13 protein-coding genes are annotated in these 15,677 nt (G+C 48.0%); 7 read left to right on the forward strand and 6 right to left on the reverse strand.

Going from position 1 to position 15,677, the window contains the following annotated elements:
• The first annotated feature begins 2 nt into the window (after positions 1-2).
• Positions 3-938, forward strand: a complete 936-nt coding sequence (locus tag NDI44_RS05935; RefSeq protein WP_190412780.1) for an NAD-dependent epimerase/dehydratase family protein — start codon at positions 3-5, stop codon at positions 936-938.
• A 68-nt stretch (positions 939-1,006) separates the two neighbouring features.
• On the opposite strand, the gene pgsA is transcribed toward NDI44_RS05935, so the two are convergent.
• The 4 genes from pgsA to NDI44_RS05955 form a co-directional block, all read right to left on the reverse strand.
• Positions 1,007-1,534, reverse strand: coding sequence for a CDP-diacylglycerol--glycerol-3-phosphate 3-phosphatidyltransferase (gene pgsA, locus NDI44_RS05940; RefSeq protein ID WP_190412894.1), 528 nt, complete (start codon positions 1,532-1,534; stop codon positions 1,007-1,009).
• Between the two features lie 110 nt (positions 1,535-1,644).
• Complete coding sequence (locus NDI44_RS05945; RefSeq protein ID WP_347276560.1) at positions 1,645-2,283, reverse strand: sugar transferase; 639 nt, start codon at positions 2,281-2,283, stop codon at positions 1,645-1,647.
• A gap of 466 nt (positions 2,284-2,749) precedes the next feature.
• On the reverse strand, positions 2,750-4,636 hold the full coding sequence (locus NDI44_RS05950) for a hypothetical protein (protein WP_190412782.1): 1,887 nt from the start codon (positions 4,634-4,636) through the stop codon (positions 2,750-2,752).
• A gap of 74 nt (positions 4,637-4,710) precedes the next feature.
• Positions 4,711-8,337, reverse strand: coding sequence for a hypothetical protein (locus tag NDI44_RS05955; RefSeq protein WP_190412783.1), 3,627 nt, complete (start codon positions 8,335-8,337; stop codon positions 4,711-4,713).
• Between the two features lie 530 nt (positions 8,338-8,867).
• Here NDI44_RS05955 and NDI44_RS05960 point away from each other — a divergent pair.
• From NDI44_RS05960 to cobT, 4 genes are all read left to right on the forward strand, one after another.
• Positions 8,868-9,575: a Crp/Fnr family transcriptional regulator gene (locus tag NDI44_RS05960; RefSeq protein WP_190412784.1), complete on the forward strand. Its 708-nt coding sequence runs from the start codon at positions 8,868-8,870 to the stop codon at positions 9,573-9,575.
• A 58-nt stretch (positions 9,576-9,633) separates the two neighbouring features.
• Positions 9,634-10,161 (forward strand): universal stress protein, encoded by a 528-nt coding sequence (locus tag NDI44_RS05965; RefSeq protein WP_190412785.1) that lies wholly within the window; start codon positions 9,634-9,636, stop codon positions 10,159-10,161.
• Between the two features lie 114 nt (positions 10,162-10,275).
• Positions 10,276-11,031, forward strand: a complete 756-nt coding sequence (locus tag NDI44_RS05970) for a DUF2232 domain-containing protein (RefSeq protein ID WP_190412786.1) — start codon at positions 10,276-10,278, stop codon at positions 11,029-11,031.
• Positions 11,032-11,122: 91 nt separating this feature from the next.
• Positions 11,123-12,223 carry a nicotinate mononucleotide-dependent phosphoribosyltransferase CobT gene (gene cobT / locus NDI44_RS05975; protein ID WP_190412787.1) on the forward strand — a complete coding sequence of 367 codons (1,101 nt, stop codon included), beginning with the start codon at positions 11,123-11,125 and terminating at the stop codon, positions 12,221-12,223.
• Positions 12,224-12,315: 92 nt separating this feature from the next.
• Here cobT and NDI44_RS05980 read toward each other — a convergent pair whose 3' ends face one another.
• Positions 12,316-12,693 carry a hypothetical protein gene (locus tag NDI44_RS05980; protein WP_190412895.1) on the reverse strand — a complete coding sequence of 126 codons (378 nt, stop codon included), beginning with the start codon at positions 12,691-12,693 and terminating at the stop codon, positions 12,316-12,318.
• 490 nt (positions 12,694-13,183) lie between these two features.
• Between NDI44_RS05980 and NDI44_RS05985 the strand changes: the two genes are divergently transcribed.
• A complete protein-coding gene (locus tag NDI44_RS05985; RefSeq protein ID WP_190412788.1) occupies positions 13,184-13,819 on the forward strand; it encodes a phycobiliprotein lyase in 636 nt (211 codons plus the stop codon).
• Between the two features lie 49 nt (positions 13,820-13,868).
• On the forward strand, positions 13,869-15,023 hold the full coding sequence (locus NDI44_RS05990) for an extracellular solute-binding protein (RefSeq protein ID WP_190412789.1): 1,155 nt from the start codon (positions 13,869-13,871) through the stop codon (positions 15,021-15,023).
• Here NDI44_RS05990 and NDI44_RS05995 read toward each other — a convergent pair.
• Positions 14,971-15,645 (reverse strand): hypothetical protein, encoded by a 675-nt coding sequence (locus NDI44_RS05995; protein ID WP_242037060.1) that lies wholly within the window; start codon positions 15,643-15,645, stop codon positions 14,971-14,973. The genes NDI44_RS05990 and NDI44_RS05995 overlap by 53 nt on opposite strands.
• Positions 15,646-15,677 lie beyond the last annotated feature (32 nt).

Consider the following 15,677-nt stretch of genomic DNA (forward strand, 5'->3'; position numbering starts at 1 on the left):
AAATGCGAATTTTAATCATGGGCGGAACCCGTTTTATCGGGGTTTATCTAACAAAAATTTTGGCGGAACAAGGACATGAAGTGGTGCTGTTCAATCGGGGAAATAAACCAGCGCCCGTTGAAGGTATCAAACAAATTCAGGGCGATCGCACGGATGCTTCGCAACTAAAAGAAAAGTTATCTCAAGAAAAATTTGACGCAATTTTTGATAATAATGGTCGGGAATTGAGCGACACCCAACCTTTAGTAGAAATTTTTAAGGATCGGGTGCAGCATTTTATCTACATGAGTTCTGCGGGTGTGTATCAAAAGTCAGATCAGATGCCTCATGTAGAAGGGGATGCCGTCGATCCAAAAAGTCGTCACAAAGGTAAGCATGAAACGGAAGCTTACCTAGCACAACAGAAAGTGCCTTTTACGTCGATTCGTCCTACCTATATTTACGGCCCTCAGAATTATAACGATCTGGAAGCTTGGTTTTTCGACCGGATTGTGCGCGATCGCCCAATTCTGATGCCCGGACATGGCTTCCATCTCACCCAACTCGGTCATGTGAAAGACTTAGCGGTAGCAATGGCAGCAGTGCTGGGCAATTCTCAGGCAGTGGGACAGATTTATAATGTGTCGGGCGATCGCTATGTTACTTTTGATGGTCTAGCGCGTGCTTGTGCGATTGCAGCCGGGAAGTCCCCTGAGAATTTACAAATTCTCCACTACGAACCCAAAAAGTTTGACTTTGGCAAACGTAAAGCTTTTCCTTTCCGACTTCAGCACTTCTTCGCCTCAGTAAATAAAGCCAAGACTGAACTAAGATGGCAACCAGAATATGACTTAATTTCTGGCCTAAAAAACTCGTTCCAGAAAGATTATCTTGCCTCTGGTCGGAACAAAGCCGAGATAGATTTCTCAATTGATAACGAAATTCTAGAAGCAGGCTAAATCAATCACAAACACCCGAAGACCCAAAAGAGCGATTAGTAGTAGAGATACGATTCATCGTGTCTCTACTAGCTAACCGCTGAGGGTTGCTCGGTTTTTTGGGGGAGAAGGTAAATAACTCCAGAAATCAAAGTAAAGGCAACGGAAATCCAGAAAGCAATTATGGCGGGAATTTCCCAAGAGACAGGCAGGGGTGCGATCAAAAGCGCGATCGCAATAATTTGACTGACTGTTTTTAACTTGCCCCAAATATTCGCTCCACTAATGGTCGTTTTGTTAACGCGCCAACCAGCGATCGCTAACTCTCTTGCCAAAATTAGAAATACGCCCCATGCCGGTACTTGACCGAGTTGAATGAGCGGCAATAGGGGAGCCAACACCAGTAATTTATCAACTAACGGGTCAAGAAATTTACCCAAATCTGTAACTTGATTCAGTTTACGAGCCAAGTAGCCATCCAACCAATCGGTAGCCGCCGCAACCAGAAAAATTACCAATCCCACAGTGCGAGTTTCCGTTGTTGGGGTGTCCAGGCAATAAAGCAGAACTGGCAACGCCAGTAAGCGAGATAAAGTAATCCAGTTGGGTAGCGTCATAACAAGCATCGATCTGATAAGTTAAAAAGACTGTAGACTCCGGACGGTTTCGGTCCAGAGTCTACAGCCTGAAATTCTAAGTTTACAGTTAGCGATTCGCGATTCGCTTTTTAACAAGCACCTTTTTTCTTCACAACTGCCATCACCGTCTTGAAAATCAAGCTGAGGTCGTAAGCAACAGACCACTTTTGCTGGTAATCAATATCCATGCGGACGATGTCTTCAAAGTCTTGGACGCTAGAACGACCGTTCGCTTGCCACTCGCCAGTAATTCCCGGCTTAACATTCAATCTTTCCCAGTGATGAGCATCGTAGCGCATGACTTCATCAACGGTCGGCGGACGGGTTCCTACTAAGCTCATGTCTCCCATTAGAACGTTCCAAAACTGCGGGAATTCATCTAAGCTGGTGCGACGTAAGAACTTACCGATGCGGGTAATTCGGGGGTCATTTTCGTTTTTAAAAATATGCCCTTTCGCTTGGTTATCGACCAGATGCTTGAGCTTCTCTGCACCAACAACCATCGAACGGAATTTCCAGATGCGGAACTTGCGTCCATTCAAACCGCAGCGAATCTGACTGTAAAAGACAGGACCTGGGTTATCCAGTTGCATTGCGATCGCAACTGGAATTGTAATTGTCGCTGCGATCGCTAACCCCACGACGCCTCCCAAGATATCAATCAGCCGCTTCTCTTTGCTAGTGACAGATGGATGACAGCTTGGCTTTGCAACATCAACCAGGTAGATTTCATCAAACGCCGACGAAGCAACGTCGAGGGATTCGGGGAGGTGGGAAGTAGTAATCACTGTTTTTAAGTTGGCTTCTAGAATCAGGTTGCTCTTATGTCAATATAGGCAACACCCCTTACAGATGAATCGTTGAAAGCCCTTACTTTACCGAATCTTTAAGGGAATCGGTATTTTTTTAAGTTTTGTTAGAAGTACGGTTGACAAGCTACAGATTTCAATTATTTAATCCTCTGCCTGTAGGAGGATTGAGAAGGATAATTCTTTTTACCTGAAAGTACGTCGTTACGCGTCTCTTGCGGGTCAGAACTTACCCGGCAAGGATTGAGAAGGATAATTTTTCACCTTGAAGTACTCCTCCCCAGTCTTTTGCAAACAAAGATTTTTCCCGATTTTCCTCCGCACGTAGGGGGAATTGCGGAGGGATGTTCTTGTGACTGAATACAAGCAGTCTCGGATCTCATCGCTAAACTGTTGCCGGTACTAACAAGTCAAAAACTAATGGTTCTTCTAGTTTTTGATAAGTGCTTGTCAGGATAGTGTTTAAATAGCGAAGATAGCGATCGCCCTGCTGAGCATTCAGTCGATACATCTGGGTCGCTTCTTTCTCAAAAAGTGGAGCCTCTGCGATCGCTTGATAGTCAGGATTTTGCTCAGAGGTGGAACTCAGCAGCCCAAACTCGGCTTCCGACGGCACGATACCCGCAGGCAGCTTTCCTTCCAAAAGCGCCATGACGCGAGAATAACAAACCCGCGTATTAATGCCGCGATACTCTAATAACTGCATAATTTCATTCAGCGGCAGCGGTTCTTCGGGTAAAGCGCGTAAAAGTTCCAAAAGCAGAAAATAATCGCTGTACTGCTGCGTTTGTTGCTCCAACAGTTGAGGATACAGCGGTAACGTAGCCAAACCGTAAGCCACTGGACTACAGTTTAGGGTTGAGTCGTTTGCGCCAGTATCCCGAATCAGGACTGCTTTTGGGAGTTTTTGTCGCAGCCATTGAGCGATTTCTCCGACGGCTGCGGTTCCGCCAGTACAGATAATTTGATGAATTCCCGATGCGGGTATCCCTGCCTGAGTTAGCAGCGCATTCAATTCTTGATTCAATTTTTCAAGAAACGGTTTGAACACGCGGTTTTCTAAATCTCGGCGTGTCACCAAACAGGACTTTCCGCCCAATTCCACAGTATAGCTGTCTTGCTGTTGCAGAATTCGTTTGACAGAATTGGCAGCTTCCAGAAGCGCTTGTCCCAGGGGAGAACTTTGCAATAACGATGCCAAGCGATCGCGCGTTGCTAAATCGGGTTCCCCGGCTTTGGGAAGGCTCAAGGATGAAGAATGCAGGATGAAGGATGACTCGAATTCATCTTTCATTTTGCCTTCTTCATCGTTCAAGAGTAATTGACCGATGATGTCTTGATCGATAGCGTTGCCTGCATAGGCGAGACTCCGACAAGCAAACTGGGAATACGTTAAGTCTTTAAGATTTTCGGGCAAATTCACCACAGCGAGTTCGATGGTAGTGGCACCCGCGTCGATCACCAGAGTCCCGCCTTGCCAGGGGACTCCCGGTAAGGTTGCACCTTCAATTCCTGCCAACAAAGTAGCGATCGCATCTTCAAGAAAGAAGATTTCCTCCGGATTTTCCACCAGATGGGCACCCAGTACGGCTTCGCGAATGTTAAAGCGGTAGGTATCTCCCCATTTAGCCGGACAACCGACAATCACACCACTCAAGCAACTCATCGCTGCATTCAGCGTAGAGGGCTTTAAACCAGCAGCACCCACCAAATTAGGCCTCGATTGTTCTGTTGGGGATAGCGGGTTTCCCTGCCTTCCTAGAGGTCTTAGAGTGGCAAATAACGCTTGCAATGAGCGCCCCAGCCAGTAAAGAGAAATTGGCTGGTCGAGCGACCACTGCAATATCGGCTCCCATTTTTTGGCAGATGAATAGTAAGGAATTCCCACCTTCAAGTACGGTTTAAAGCCTTGAATAAAGACTCCTTCTTTACGATTGGCAAGAGAAGACGCCAGAACACCCACTGCGATCGCCGCTGGTGTATCGGCGTAAGCGCTACTCGCAACCCCCGATGACTGCTCTGAATTGCTCCAAGCTGGCCCCGTGTAAGTCACTGCGGGTAAACGAAAGCTGGTTTGGGTAGATTCTGTCTGTCCTTGGCTTATCCAGTAGATGGGATATCGTTCACCCGTCGAACCATTTAACAAAACCGCAGACACGCCAGTTGTGCCAAAGTCAATACCTAAGTACCAGGCATACTTGCTGACATTCTCCGCAGGCGATGGTTTTGCAGACTCAAGGACAGTGGAAGAATGTATTGAATTTGGATTCATTATCCCGATCGGGAGCAATTTTGTACTTTCTAAAACTAATGGGGATTCAAGGGTAATTTCCTGAGTGGGTATCCCTACGGAGTTTTTTTTTCCGGGTTCGATGAGTCTGAAAATATATCCAGCTCCAGATCAAAATCGTCAGTTTGAGGCAGCGTCGGCTCAGAAACGGCTTCTTCCTCGGTTGCCATCGGTGGATTGTTAGGGAACTGAGCGATCGCATCGTCTGGTGGAGCGATCAGTTCTTCCAATCGCAATAATTCTTCCTGCCAATCCGATTCCCCTAGGTGTGTTATTTCCACTTGAGAAATTTCTGGCATTTCCTCAAATTCCCAGTCGCCTAAATCTTCTTCCTGCAACCCAGTTAGCGCATCAATATCGGCATCAGACGCGATCGCTCTTTCTCTGGGTGTTTCTAGACTCTGTTCCTCATCGGCAAATAATTCCCACGATTCATCGAACTCAATCGATACTGCTGTCTCCTCACCAGTAATTTCTGGCGTCTGTTGTGCTTCCGAGTCAGAGACGTATTCTTGCTCTAGCGCCGCCGTTTCGCTGGGTAGTAGATTGACTTCTTCGGGGAAGAATGACAACGATTCATCGAAATCAATGGTGGCTGGTGCCTCCCTTGACGGATTGGCTGACTCCTCCCACTCCCAGTCCGCAACGTATTCTTGTTCTAACGCCGCCGTTTCGATTGGTGGTAGCTCTAGCTCGACTTCTTCTTCGGGGAATACCAACGATTCGTCGAAATCGATGGCGGCTGGTGCCTCCCTTGACGGATTGGCTGGCGGTGGCATTTCTTCCCACTCCCAGTCAGCAACATATTCGTGTTCCAGCCCCGCCGTTTCTGTAGGTAGCTCCAGATCGACTTCTTCGGGGAATACCAACGATTCATCGAAATCGATGGTTTCTGGCATCTCTCCTGGCGTTTCTGTTGACGTGATTCCTAACGTCTGTTGCTGAGAATCGGCTATATATTCTCGATCCTCCTGTATTTCTAGTTCTGCTTCTGTTACCGAACCCAGCGAGGGCGATACTTCCGACGATTCATCAAGATTAGCGGGGGGAAGAAAAGCGATCGCTTTGTCTGGCGCTGGGTCTAAGGGTTCTACAGGGAACAAGGAAGCCAAATTCCAATCCGCTCTTTCATCGGCTGTTGTCGTGTTCGCCGTTTCCGGTTGCTCCTGATGGGAATTTTGTGGATGGTGAGCGATCGCGTTTTCTGTTTCTGAACCTAAACTGAATTCCCCAGACGGCAATCTTTCCGGCTCCTCATCTGTTCCCGGAACAGAATCCTCCTCCACAAAGCTATCTAGGGCGAGATCATCCCAATCTTCCATCAACAACTCATCCAGTTCCGTCACTGGCAAAGCTTCCTGGTGTCTCGTCCTCTGGGTTATTTCTGACGCTTCTGCTTGTGTTTCAACAGCGTCAACCGTCCCTTCTGGTATCTCCGTCCCAAAAAGCTCTTCCTCCTCTGCGAACCAGTCATCTTGAGTCTGGATGTCTGTCGCGTTATCGCTAAAATCCGCCTCTCTATGGCTCCTCTGCTCCTCTGATTGCGGGAATACGCCCTCCTGCGGTGCCTCAAAGCTAGACAGATCTTCACTCAGCAGTTGCAGTGTATCTCTATCCAGCCAGAAAAACTCGTCTTGGTCAACTGAGAAAGTATCCATCGCCAGCAGATTTTCGTCTGGCGAAGCTGGAATGTAGATATCTTCTTCCAGACTTGCAGCTTCCTCGGTTGCAGGTTGCTCTGTATCCTGGATTTGAGTATTCTGGATTTGAGTATTCTGGATTTGAGTGATTTCCTCCAGACTCGGAGGTGTAACCCTCGGTAAGAGAGATTCCGCTGGCAGTACTTCCTGCTCCTGGAACAGATCCTCCTGCAACAGATCGGTTAGTGCCGAAATGACCAGATCCCCTTCTTCCACTGTTTCAGGATTGAAGGCTTCATTGGTTTCGACATTTTGATCTTCACTGGCAATCGTCGGAGCGATCGCCCACTTCTCAACTTGGATAACCGTCTTTTCCCAATCTTCGGGAAATAAAACATTTTCCCAAGAGTCCTCGACTTGCTCGACTCTCGCAGGTGGTTGCGCGATCGCGGCATCTTCAGCGGGGTCTTCCAAACCTGCAAACAGGGCATCCTCTAAAGAGTCCTGACTGCTATAAGGGCGAGGGTTCCTCTCTCCGGCTGAATCTTGAGGAATGATTGGATTTATACTTTCTGCTTGAGTTTGGGTATCTCCGGCGGGATTATTCTCCGGTTGTTTCTCAACTTTTTGAGCTTGTTGTTCGGGACTCTGTGAGATCGGCGGCGTCCCAAACAAGCTTTCAAAAAAATCGTCGATTTCGTCGCGCTTCCTGTCGGGAATCGTGGGAAGGATAGGCTCCGTCTGGAAGATAGTTTTCATATCATCGTCATCCAGCGATGCCATCTCCAGATTGCCCAAGTTCTCTAGATTCAAGTCTTCCAGACCGCTACTCTGGGCACCAGAGGTAGGGTTCGATGGAGTGCTAGCAGACGATGCTGTCCCAAAAAGATTATCCTTTGAGGAGGCTTGCCTTTGTACCGACTCGCCTAAGCGATCCGTTGGCAGATTGAACTGGGGACTTTGCGGCTGCTCCTGTTCCACCGAGCGGAGGGGCAATTCAACCCCCGGATACGGCAATGGCTGTCTGGCGACAGGAACATCATTCGGCGAGAAATTGAATTCGTTGCGATTAGAAGGTGGAGAGGAGGGTTGATCCAGCGTTTGGGGTTCCCTCTGGGGATAGGGCAGTTGCAGAGCGCCGATTCCTGGTGTTGTCGCAGCCGGACTCGCGCTACTTGCATCTACTTGTGACTGCCGAGACGATTGCAAAATTGCTGAGGCTTCTTGCTGGAACTGCTCGGTGAGCTGATTTACCAACTCTGTAAACATCACCTCGCTTTGCTGCCCCAAGTTGTGCATTTTATCAAGTCCTTGGGCCAAGGACTCTTGATAGCTAACAAGATTGCGTTGCAGTGCCTCGAAGACTGTACGAATGGTTGAATCCAGCGTTGCTAGCAGTTGATCGGATTTTGCCTGTAACGTTTGCAGTTGTTCCAGGCGCTCTCGCGGATGTAAAGGTAAAGAATTGCTAGATATCGCGTCTGAATAGCTAGGTGAGAAATTATACGGTTGTTTTTGACCTTCTGGAGGGAGTACCTCAGCACTCAAAAACTGAGTTTCCAAATTTCTCAGGGTTTGAGCCATCTGTTGCGTGAGAGTTTCCTGCAAGCGACTAGAAAGTACCTGCAAAAATTCGGAAATTAGTTGCTGCTGTGCCGCTTGTTGCTGGGCAAGCGTTCGATGGTGCAGCCGATAACTCTCCATCTGTCGAATCTCTAGAACCAGAGATTCCCGCTGTTGGCGGAGACTCTCCAGATCCCCCTGCAAGGAGTGCATCAAGCTGGTTCGCACCGCTTCCATGTCTTGCTCAACCGCTTGCACAATCTGTCGTGCTGTTGCCTGCGGTTGGTATTCCTGATGCCGAGCTTCATCTCCAGCGCCTAATTGTTGCTGTGAGACTAAATAGGTACGAACCTGCTCTAGAAGCCGACGCTGCTCTTGGACATCAACTGATCTGAGCCAAGGCCGACGGGAGCTGGCCTTGTGGAGGATGCTGTCAATATTAGCGATTAGTGTAGAAATCGCATCCGTCTCGTGAGTCACAATGGAATCCCTGGCTAGAACGATTGCACAGTTATCAGAAGTTACTATACTGCCACTGCCTATAATGTTAGACTGCCCAACAAGAACAACTTATATTAAACAGGGTGTTGCATCTACCGGGTGAATTATTTCAAGACTGGTAATTCTAAATGTAGATAGAATTTTGGGTTGTAGCGTTTTGTCACCCAATGGGTACAAAGAAGGCGATCGCCCAAAATCAAAGCGTTTTGGATTAAGATGTGAGTTTTGCTAGATGCGTCAGCAGCGAGTCGCGGGTTTCCTCTATGAGGATAATAAAGATAGGGTCACTGGCTCAATGGGTGCCTCCTAACTCTAATTGGTACGCTGCCAAGAGCCTCCTGTTCAGCCTAATTATCTTCGAGAGCGTAAACACCATATTCGGGAGATGCCGACCTGATTGCTGAAAGTTTCCGGCTCAACGGTTGCTCTTGATTCAAACGCTACCAGCTAGCCCCACTCCAGTGGGCCACTCTTTATCAGTTCTTAGCTTTTTCATTTGTGTTGGCCCGATGGAAGACCGATACACCCCCCGCGAACCGAACTCTAACATGAATGCGTTGATTCGCTCCACACCTTTGTTTACCGGCTTACCAGAGACCGTTGTGGAGAAAGCCACTTCCCATGTCGTCACTCGTACCCATCCTGCAAATCAGGTGATTTTGCTGGAAAATGACTGGGGCGGCTCTGTCTACTTTATTCTGGAGGGTTGGGCGAAAATTCGCACCTACAACCTTGATGGTAAAGAGGTAACGCTGAATATTCTTGGCAAAGGAGAACTTTTTGGCGAAATGGCAGCGTTGGATGAGGTTCCTCGTTCAACGGATGTGATTACGCTAACTCCTACGACGATTGGCAGTATGCCTGCTCAAGATTTTGTTCAGTTAATTCATAACGAACCACTAGCAGGCGTTCGCTTGGCTCAGTTGATGGCAAAACGCCTGCGTCAAGTCAACCGTCGCCTCCGATTGCGAGAATCAGATAGTATGTCCCGCGTTGCCGACACGTTATTATTCTTAGCAGAAGGACAGGGAAAAACTGCCCAAAAAGGAACGATGATCCCCAATTTACCCCATCGTGAGTTAAGCAGCCTCAGCGGTCTGGCGCGAGAAACGGTGACACGGGTTTTAACAAAGCTGGAAAAAAAGGCGCTGATTATGCGCGACCACGATATCTTGTGCATTCCCGATTTGGCGGCTTTGGAACGGCTAATCGTCTAATAAATACACGGCAGCGGCACTCTGGGTGCCCAACTGCCATTTATCTGGGTGCCTAGTCATGGGTTTTCAGAAAATATTGGTTGCTATCGACGACTCTTCTTTATGTCAGGCTGTCTTCGCTCAAGCGCTGGAATTGGCGCAAGCGAATCGTGGAGCAATGATGCTGCTACATTGCCTCAATAGCGAGATACTCGATGAAATAACGCCACGGCTCTCTGGTGAGATGGGTTTGTATCCTCAGATGATGACATCCTATGAGAATCACCACCTCACGCTCGAAAGGCGAATCCAGCAGGTGCAAGATTTGCTCCGAAGTTACTGCGAAAAATCTACCCGTCAGAAAGTGCCGACGGAGTTTGATTACAAAGTAGGCGAGGCTGGGCAAATGTTATGTCAAGCGGCTGAGAATTGGGGTGCCGATTTGATTGTGATGGGACGTCGGGGGCACAAGGGATTGACAGAAGCTTTGCTGGGGAGTGTGAGTAATTATGTGCTGCACCACGCTCCCTGTTCGGTGTTGGTAATTCAGGGCATAGATACGGAGCATCCTGAATCACTGGCGACTGGGGAAATAGCGGATGGATAAAGGGATACTGGAAATTGGTAATGGGTCTTGTAATTCTCTCCTGAAGCTGCTGAAGCTCGGCTCAAAACGGGAATAGAGGTTAAATTTAGGATCTGGCTTTGTTTTTTAATCTGCATGAGCGATCCTTTTGAAGACGGTCAAGCTTCTGGTCTGGGGAATTCTCAGAAAATCGAAGATGAGGCGAATCTAAGCGAAACGCCCCCGGCAACCAGTGCCCAAGGGAACAATTATTCCGAACCCCAGGTGAAAGCAGTTGCTCCCCTGATCATGGTGGAAACTGCCTTTCTGGCTAGTACTTGTAGTCTGATTTGGCTGATTAATTATTACTTTCCAATGGGACCGCTGCTGCGGATGTTTTTCCCAATCCCGATTGCCCTCGTATACCTGCGATGGGGACACCGGGCGGCTTGGATGGCAGCGTTGGTTTCTGGGTTGCTGTTGTCCGTCCTAATGGGACCAACTCGCAGCATTCTGTTTCTGATCCCCTACGGTCTCATGGGTGTCCAACTGGGGGCTTTGTGGCGGCGCAGGAGCAGCTGGCTGTTCTCGATTGGTACGGGGACAATTATTGGTACGTTTGGATTCTTTTTTCGGTTTTGGCTGCTGTCGATTTTATTGGGGGAAGACCTCTGGGTTTACATGACTAGCCAGGTGACGGAACTGGCAGAGTGGGTATTTGTCAAGATCGGGCTACTGCAAGAGCCGAGTCTATCTTTGATTCAAGCGATCGCATTCGGCATGATTATTCTCAATAATGTTATCTATCTGTTTGTCGTACATTTGGTGGCTTTGCTGCTACTCGATCGTTTGGGCAACCCGATTCCTCGCCCCCCGCATTGGGTGCAAGTGCTGCTGGATTATGAAGAATGAGGGTTAAAGGTTAAAGGTTACAATTTTTGCCTTTTCCCTGTTGCTTTGAGCCTTACCACGACTCAACCCTCAATCCAAAATCCAAAACTCGATGATTCATGTCTACACTCAGATAGAACAGGGACATCGATGGCTCCAGCGATATCGGGGACGTCCATCGGTGTTTGCTTGTCTTTTGGGCTTTACCGCCACCGGGCTGATCCCCGGTATTTCAGCAGCTGGAGCAACGCCAGAGGATCGACAATATACAGCGATCGCAGATGCGGAATTTTTGTATAAAGGCCCTCAGCCTCAGCCTCAATATCCTCTGCCTCCTCTGCAAGCGGGTGCCTCTCCAGTGCTAATCTCCCGCGCGGTGGTTGAAGCACTTGGTATTCCCGTTTATTTATTCAATGCTGGATTGCCCCAGCCGCCAACTGTTCCAGTCATTGATTTGGAAGGTGCCCCTGCCCAGTGTCTCCGCGGCGGAAATGCTTTGCCTCTCGCGACAGTGAAACATCTGTGGGAACAAGGACTAATTTGGGGGCAAAAACTAGCGGTAAGTATCCCGGATGGATATTTAATTCTGGGAGAGTGCGTGGTAGGGGGAACGACAACGGCTTTGGCAATTTTAACGGGCTTGGGTGTCCCCGCTGCCGGTAAGGTCAACAGCAGCCATCCTAGCTGCAATCACGCGCAAAAGTGGGCGGTGGTGGAAGCTGGGCTGAAAGCCTTTAGGAGCAGAGGAGACGAGGAACATCCTTTCCAAGATCCGTTACATCTGGTTGCGGCAATTGGCGATCCGATGCAAATTGCGGTTGCGGGGATGGCGATCGCTGCAAGTCGCACTTGCGGTGTCATGCTGGCTGGTGGAACGCAAATGCTGGCTGTCTATGCCTTGATGCAAGCGCTTGGGCGTCAATATTCCCTATCTTGGGAACCCGAACAAGTTGTGGTGGGAACGACTCGCTGGGTGGCAGAAGATCCAACTGGTGATACGGTCGGGTTAGCAAAAACAATTAGCCCAGTCCCCTTATTGGGGACTGGGCTGAGTTTTGCGCCCTCTCGTTATCCTCAACTGCGGGCTTATGAGCAGGGATACGTTAAAGAAGGCATGGGTGCGGGCGGATGTGCGATCGCGGCTCATTTAACTCAGGGTTGGCACCAGGAGCAATTACTCCAAGCCATTGAAATGTTAATCGAGCGTTGTTGAAGTCTGAAATATGAAGTGTGAAGCATAAAGCCAGTCTTTATTCTTTCTTCTCTATCTGCAAGCCTTCTACCTGTATCCCGCCTGCCGATTGTTTAAGAGTGAATTCTCTGAGAGAGTAACTGTTCTTCTAAAGCAGCAATGCGATTATAGGCAGCGGTGAGCTGTGCCGTTAGCCGTTGGATTTGAATGGTCGGTGACAAATCTTTCTCGCTGCTATGAGAGTTACTATCTACAGAGTTTGTATCAACTAAGACATCTTTGTGCTCCATTACTGGAGACTGATTGCTGTAGCTTTTATAGGCATAGCGGCTATTACTGACTCCTAAAGGTGCGGGTGTACCTCCTTGGATAGCCGCTGCTTTGCTTTTAGACAAAGCTTCAGAGACTTTTTCGCTCAACTGGTCAATCATTTCGTAAAGGACATCAACTTTATGATTTAAAGTGATGACTTGCTTTTGAAGTGAATCCATGCAATTCCCACTAGGCGTTAACTTGATTTCTTTCATGTTATAAAAAAATAGTTAAAAAACTGTTTTACTTACAAATTATTTAACTATTGAGCAAGATGAATTTATAAAGCTGGAGTTGGGATCGATTGAGCCTTTTTAGGTCAAGGCTGAATAAACATGAAAAGCGGTTTTTCTAGCAGGATTTATGATGTAGAAATATTAAATTCTCAATTCTGAAGATTTATTGGAAATTTTCGCGATTCTAGCCCTATATTCCGTTTATTTTGATTTTCAGCCCTAAGAAGTTCCTCTATCAAAAGGAGGAACAGAAAATATACTTATCCAATATACTTATCGAATAGATAAAGAAGATGGCAACGGCGATCGCAGTGCAAAAAACTGTAGCAAAGGCTAGAACCTTTATCAGCACCGAAGAACACGGACGTATGCTAAGTTAATCAAGCAAGCTAATTACCTTTTACTTGCGTTAAATATTGCTTTTTTGGAAAAAATGCTCAGCATCAGAGAGTTTTTTACCGCTTGCACGGGGGTATGGACAACAGAAAGAATGTATCATTCTGTCCTTAGCGGTCAGATTGAACGCTCTCATACGGAATATTCGGTAAAAGCCCTGACATGGGAACAAAAGCAGCAAATTTTGTCCTTTTCTTCGTCAAATGGCATAAAGGTAAATCTTGCCCAAGCAACCGAAGAAGAAAATGCCTGTCCTGGGTTTGCGATCGCCTTTGATACCGTCTCGGAAACGGGCGAACGAGTATCCATGAGTTTGAAGGCTTTATTTGTGCCGGATGCCTACGTGGTGCCTGGGGAATCGCCCGCCGAAATCCCCGCTCCACCGATCGTGGCGGAAGTTGTAGATGGGGAAGCGATTAAGGGTTTTTATCTGCGGGATGAGGGATACTCAGAAGCGGGAGCGATCGCGGGGCGCTTTACCTATCAGCCCACTCGCCAAACGCTGGAAATGATCACCTATTATCGACGTTCTGTTGCGGTCGATCAAATGCGGATTGTAGCGCCGGATACGCGGCTCAGAACGATTATTACTTACCAACGACCCGAACCCGGAGAACAACCAACGGTAATCGATTTGGTCGGCTTTGGCGTCGAGCGCCGACAAGCGCTATAAACAGCGAATAGCGAATTGCTAATCAGAAGGATTGCTAGTTGCTACAACTATGAAGAGACGGTCTTTTCTGCTGGGTGCTGGAACGCTGACCTTGAGTCAGATGCTTGCAGGGTGTGGAAATTCCCAAAACCCCACACTAAGAGTTAGACTTCTGAAAAATTCCATTCCCGCTCAGCTATTAACTAAATTTCGCCAGAGCCTCAAGCAATCGACAACTCTAGATTTTACGCCAGCCACACAGTTAAAAGATTTATTTGCGAGTCTAGAAACTTGGCAGAATCCCGGTAAAGCGAACCAGGGCTGGGGTCGGAACTTACCGCTGATTACCTCGAAAAAACCCGTTATTGCCGATCTAGTGACTTTGGGAGATTTCTGGTTAGCACAGGCAATTGAGCAGAAACTCATTCAACCCCTCGAACTTACACAGGCGGGAGGGTGGAATCAATTGCCAATCCGATGGCAAGAACTTGTGAAACGCAATAGTCAAGGTCAATCTGACCCCGGTGGAAAAATTTGGGGTGCGCCCTATCGCTGGGGAAGCACAGTAATTATCTATCGCCGCGACAAATTCAAATCTTTGGGATGGACACCGACGGATTGGCAAGATTTGTGGCGAGAAGAACTGCGCGATCGCATTTCACTTTTAGATCAACCGCGAGAAGTGATTGGTCTAACCTTAAAACGGTTGGGTCATTCTTACAACACGGAACGGATAGACAGAATTCCTGAGTTGAAAAATACCCTGCAAAAGTTGCACCAGCAGGTGAAATTTTACAGTTCCGATACCTATCTGCAACCGTTATTGCTAGGAGACACCTGGCTGGCGGTGGGTTGGTCAACAGATGTATTGTCGGTGATGAAGCGCGATCGCAACATTGCTGCGGTGGTTCCTGTGTCTGGAACCGCCTTGTGGTCAGACTTATGGGTGCAACCTGCTGGTGCTGCGGCGAATCCTCTGTTGCAAGATTGGATTAATTTTTGTTGGGAATCCAAACCTGCTACGGAAATTTCTCTGTTCAGCCGCGCCGCCTCACCAATTGTTGCTGGCATGAACCCAGCAGAGTTACCTGAATTTTTAAAAACGAACTCGATCTTGCTGCCAGATACTCAGATACTGGACAAGAGTGAATTTCTGTTTCCGCTTCCCCAGTCTACGGCGCTTGCGTATCGTTCCCTGTGGCAGGAAATCTGCCCAACGGTTTAGAACGAACTCGCAGACTATTTTGACCAGAGGAGACAATATCCAGATCGCAGACGACTGGATTGGTACTGAAATTACAAGTGTAGGTTGCTAGCGGTTCTTGTGGTTGATTGGCAATAAACACCCTGGTGTTATAGCCATAATCTCTGGCAACCGTCCCAAAGCTGTTGACAAAGCTATAGCGTCCTATATAGTTCAGAAGGCTCCAGAGTTGTCGGTTTACAACCAAATCCACCCGCTGGCGATCCGGGTACGCTAGCCAGTTCTCTAGTAATTTGCCACCAAACTGTTCCTCCGCCCACCAAAGGCTGGGAACCGTTGGTTTAGCTTGGGACATACTATCGGCTCTAATGACTTGACTTCTCGGTGGGCGAGACTCTGGATCGAGTAGTTTTAAGTCTAAAGGTTCGGGAGAAGGCAGCAGTGTGGGTGGTGTTTGTGCCTGCGTTAACAAAGGGACAAGACACGAAGTAAGAATTGCTAAAGCTGATAACAGCAAGGAAGAAGCAATCTTTTTCCTTGTTTGGTGGATCTGGCTTCTGGCAGCATTGTCATCTGCCGTGTACGCCTGCCTAAATTGTTTAAGTTTCGCTCCAGATTTGGTTGGTTCCTGTAGAGGTTCCATGTTTACTCGCGCTAATTCATGCAGTTATTGTC

Origin of the sequence: Trichocoleus sp. DQ-A3 (assembly GCF_039961975.1) — a bacterium.
GTDB lineage: Bacteria > Cyanobacteriota > Cyanobacteriia > Cyanobacteriales > FACHB-T130 > FACHB-T130.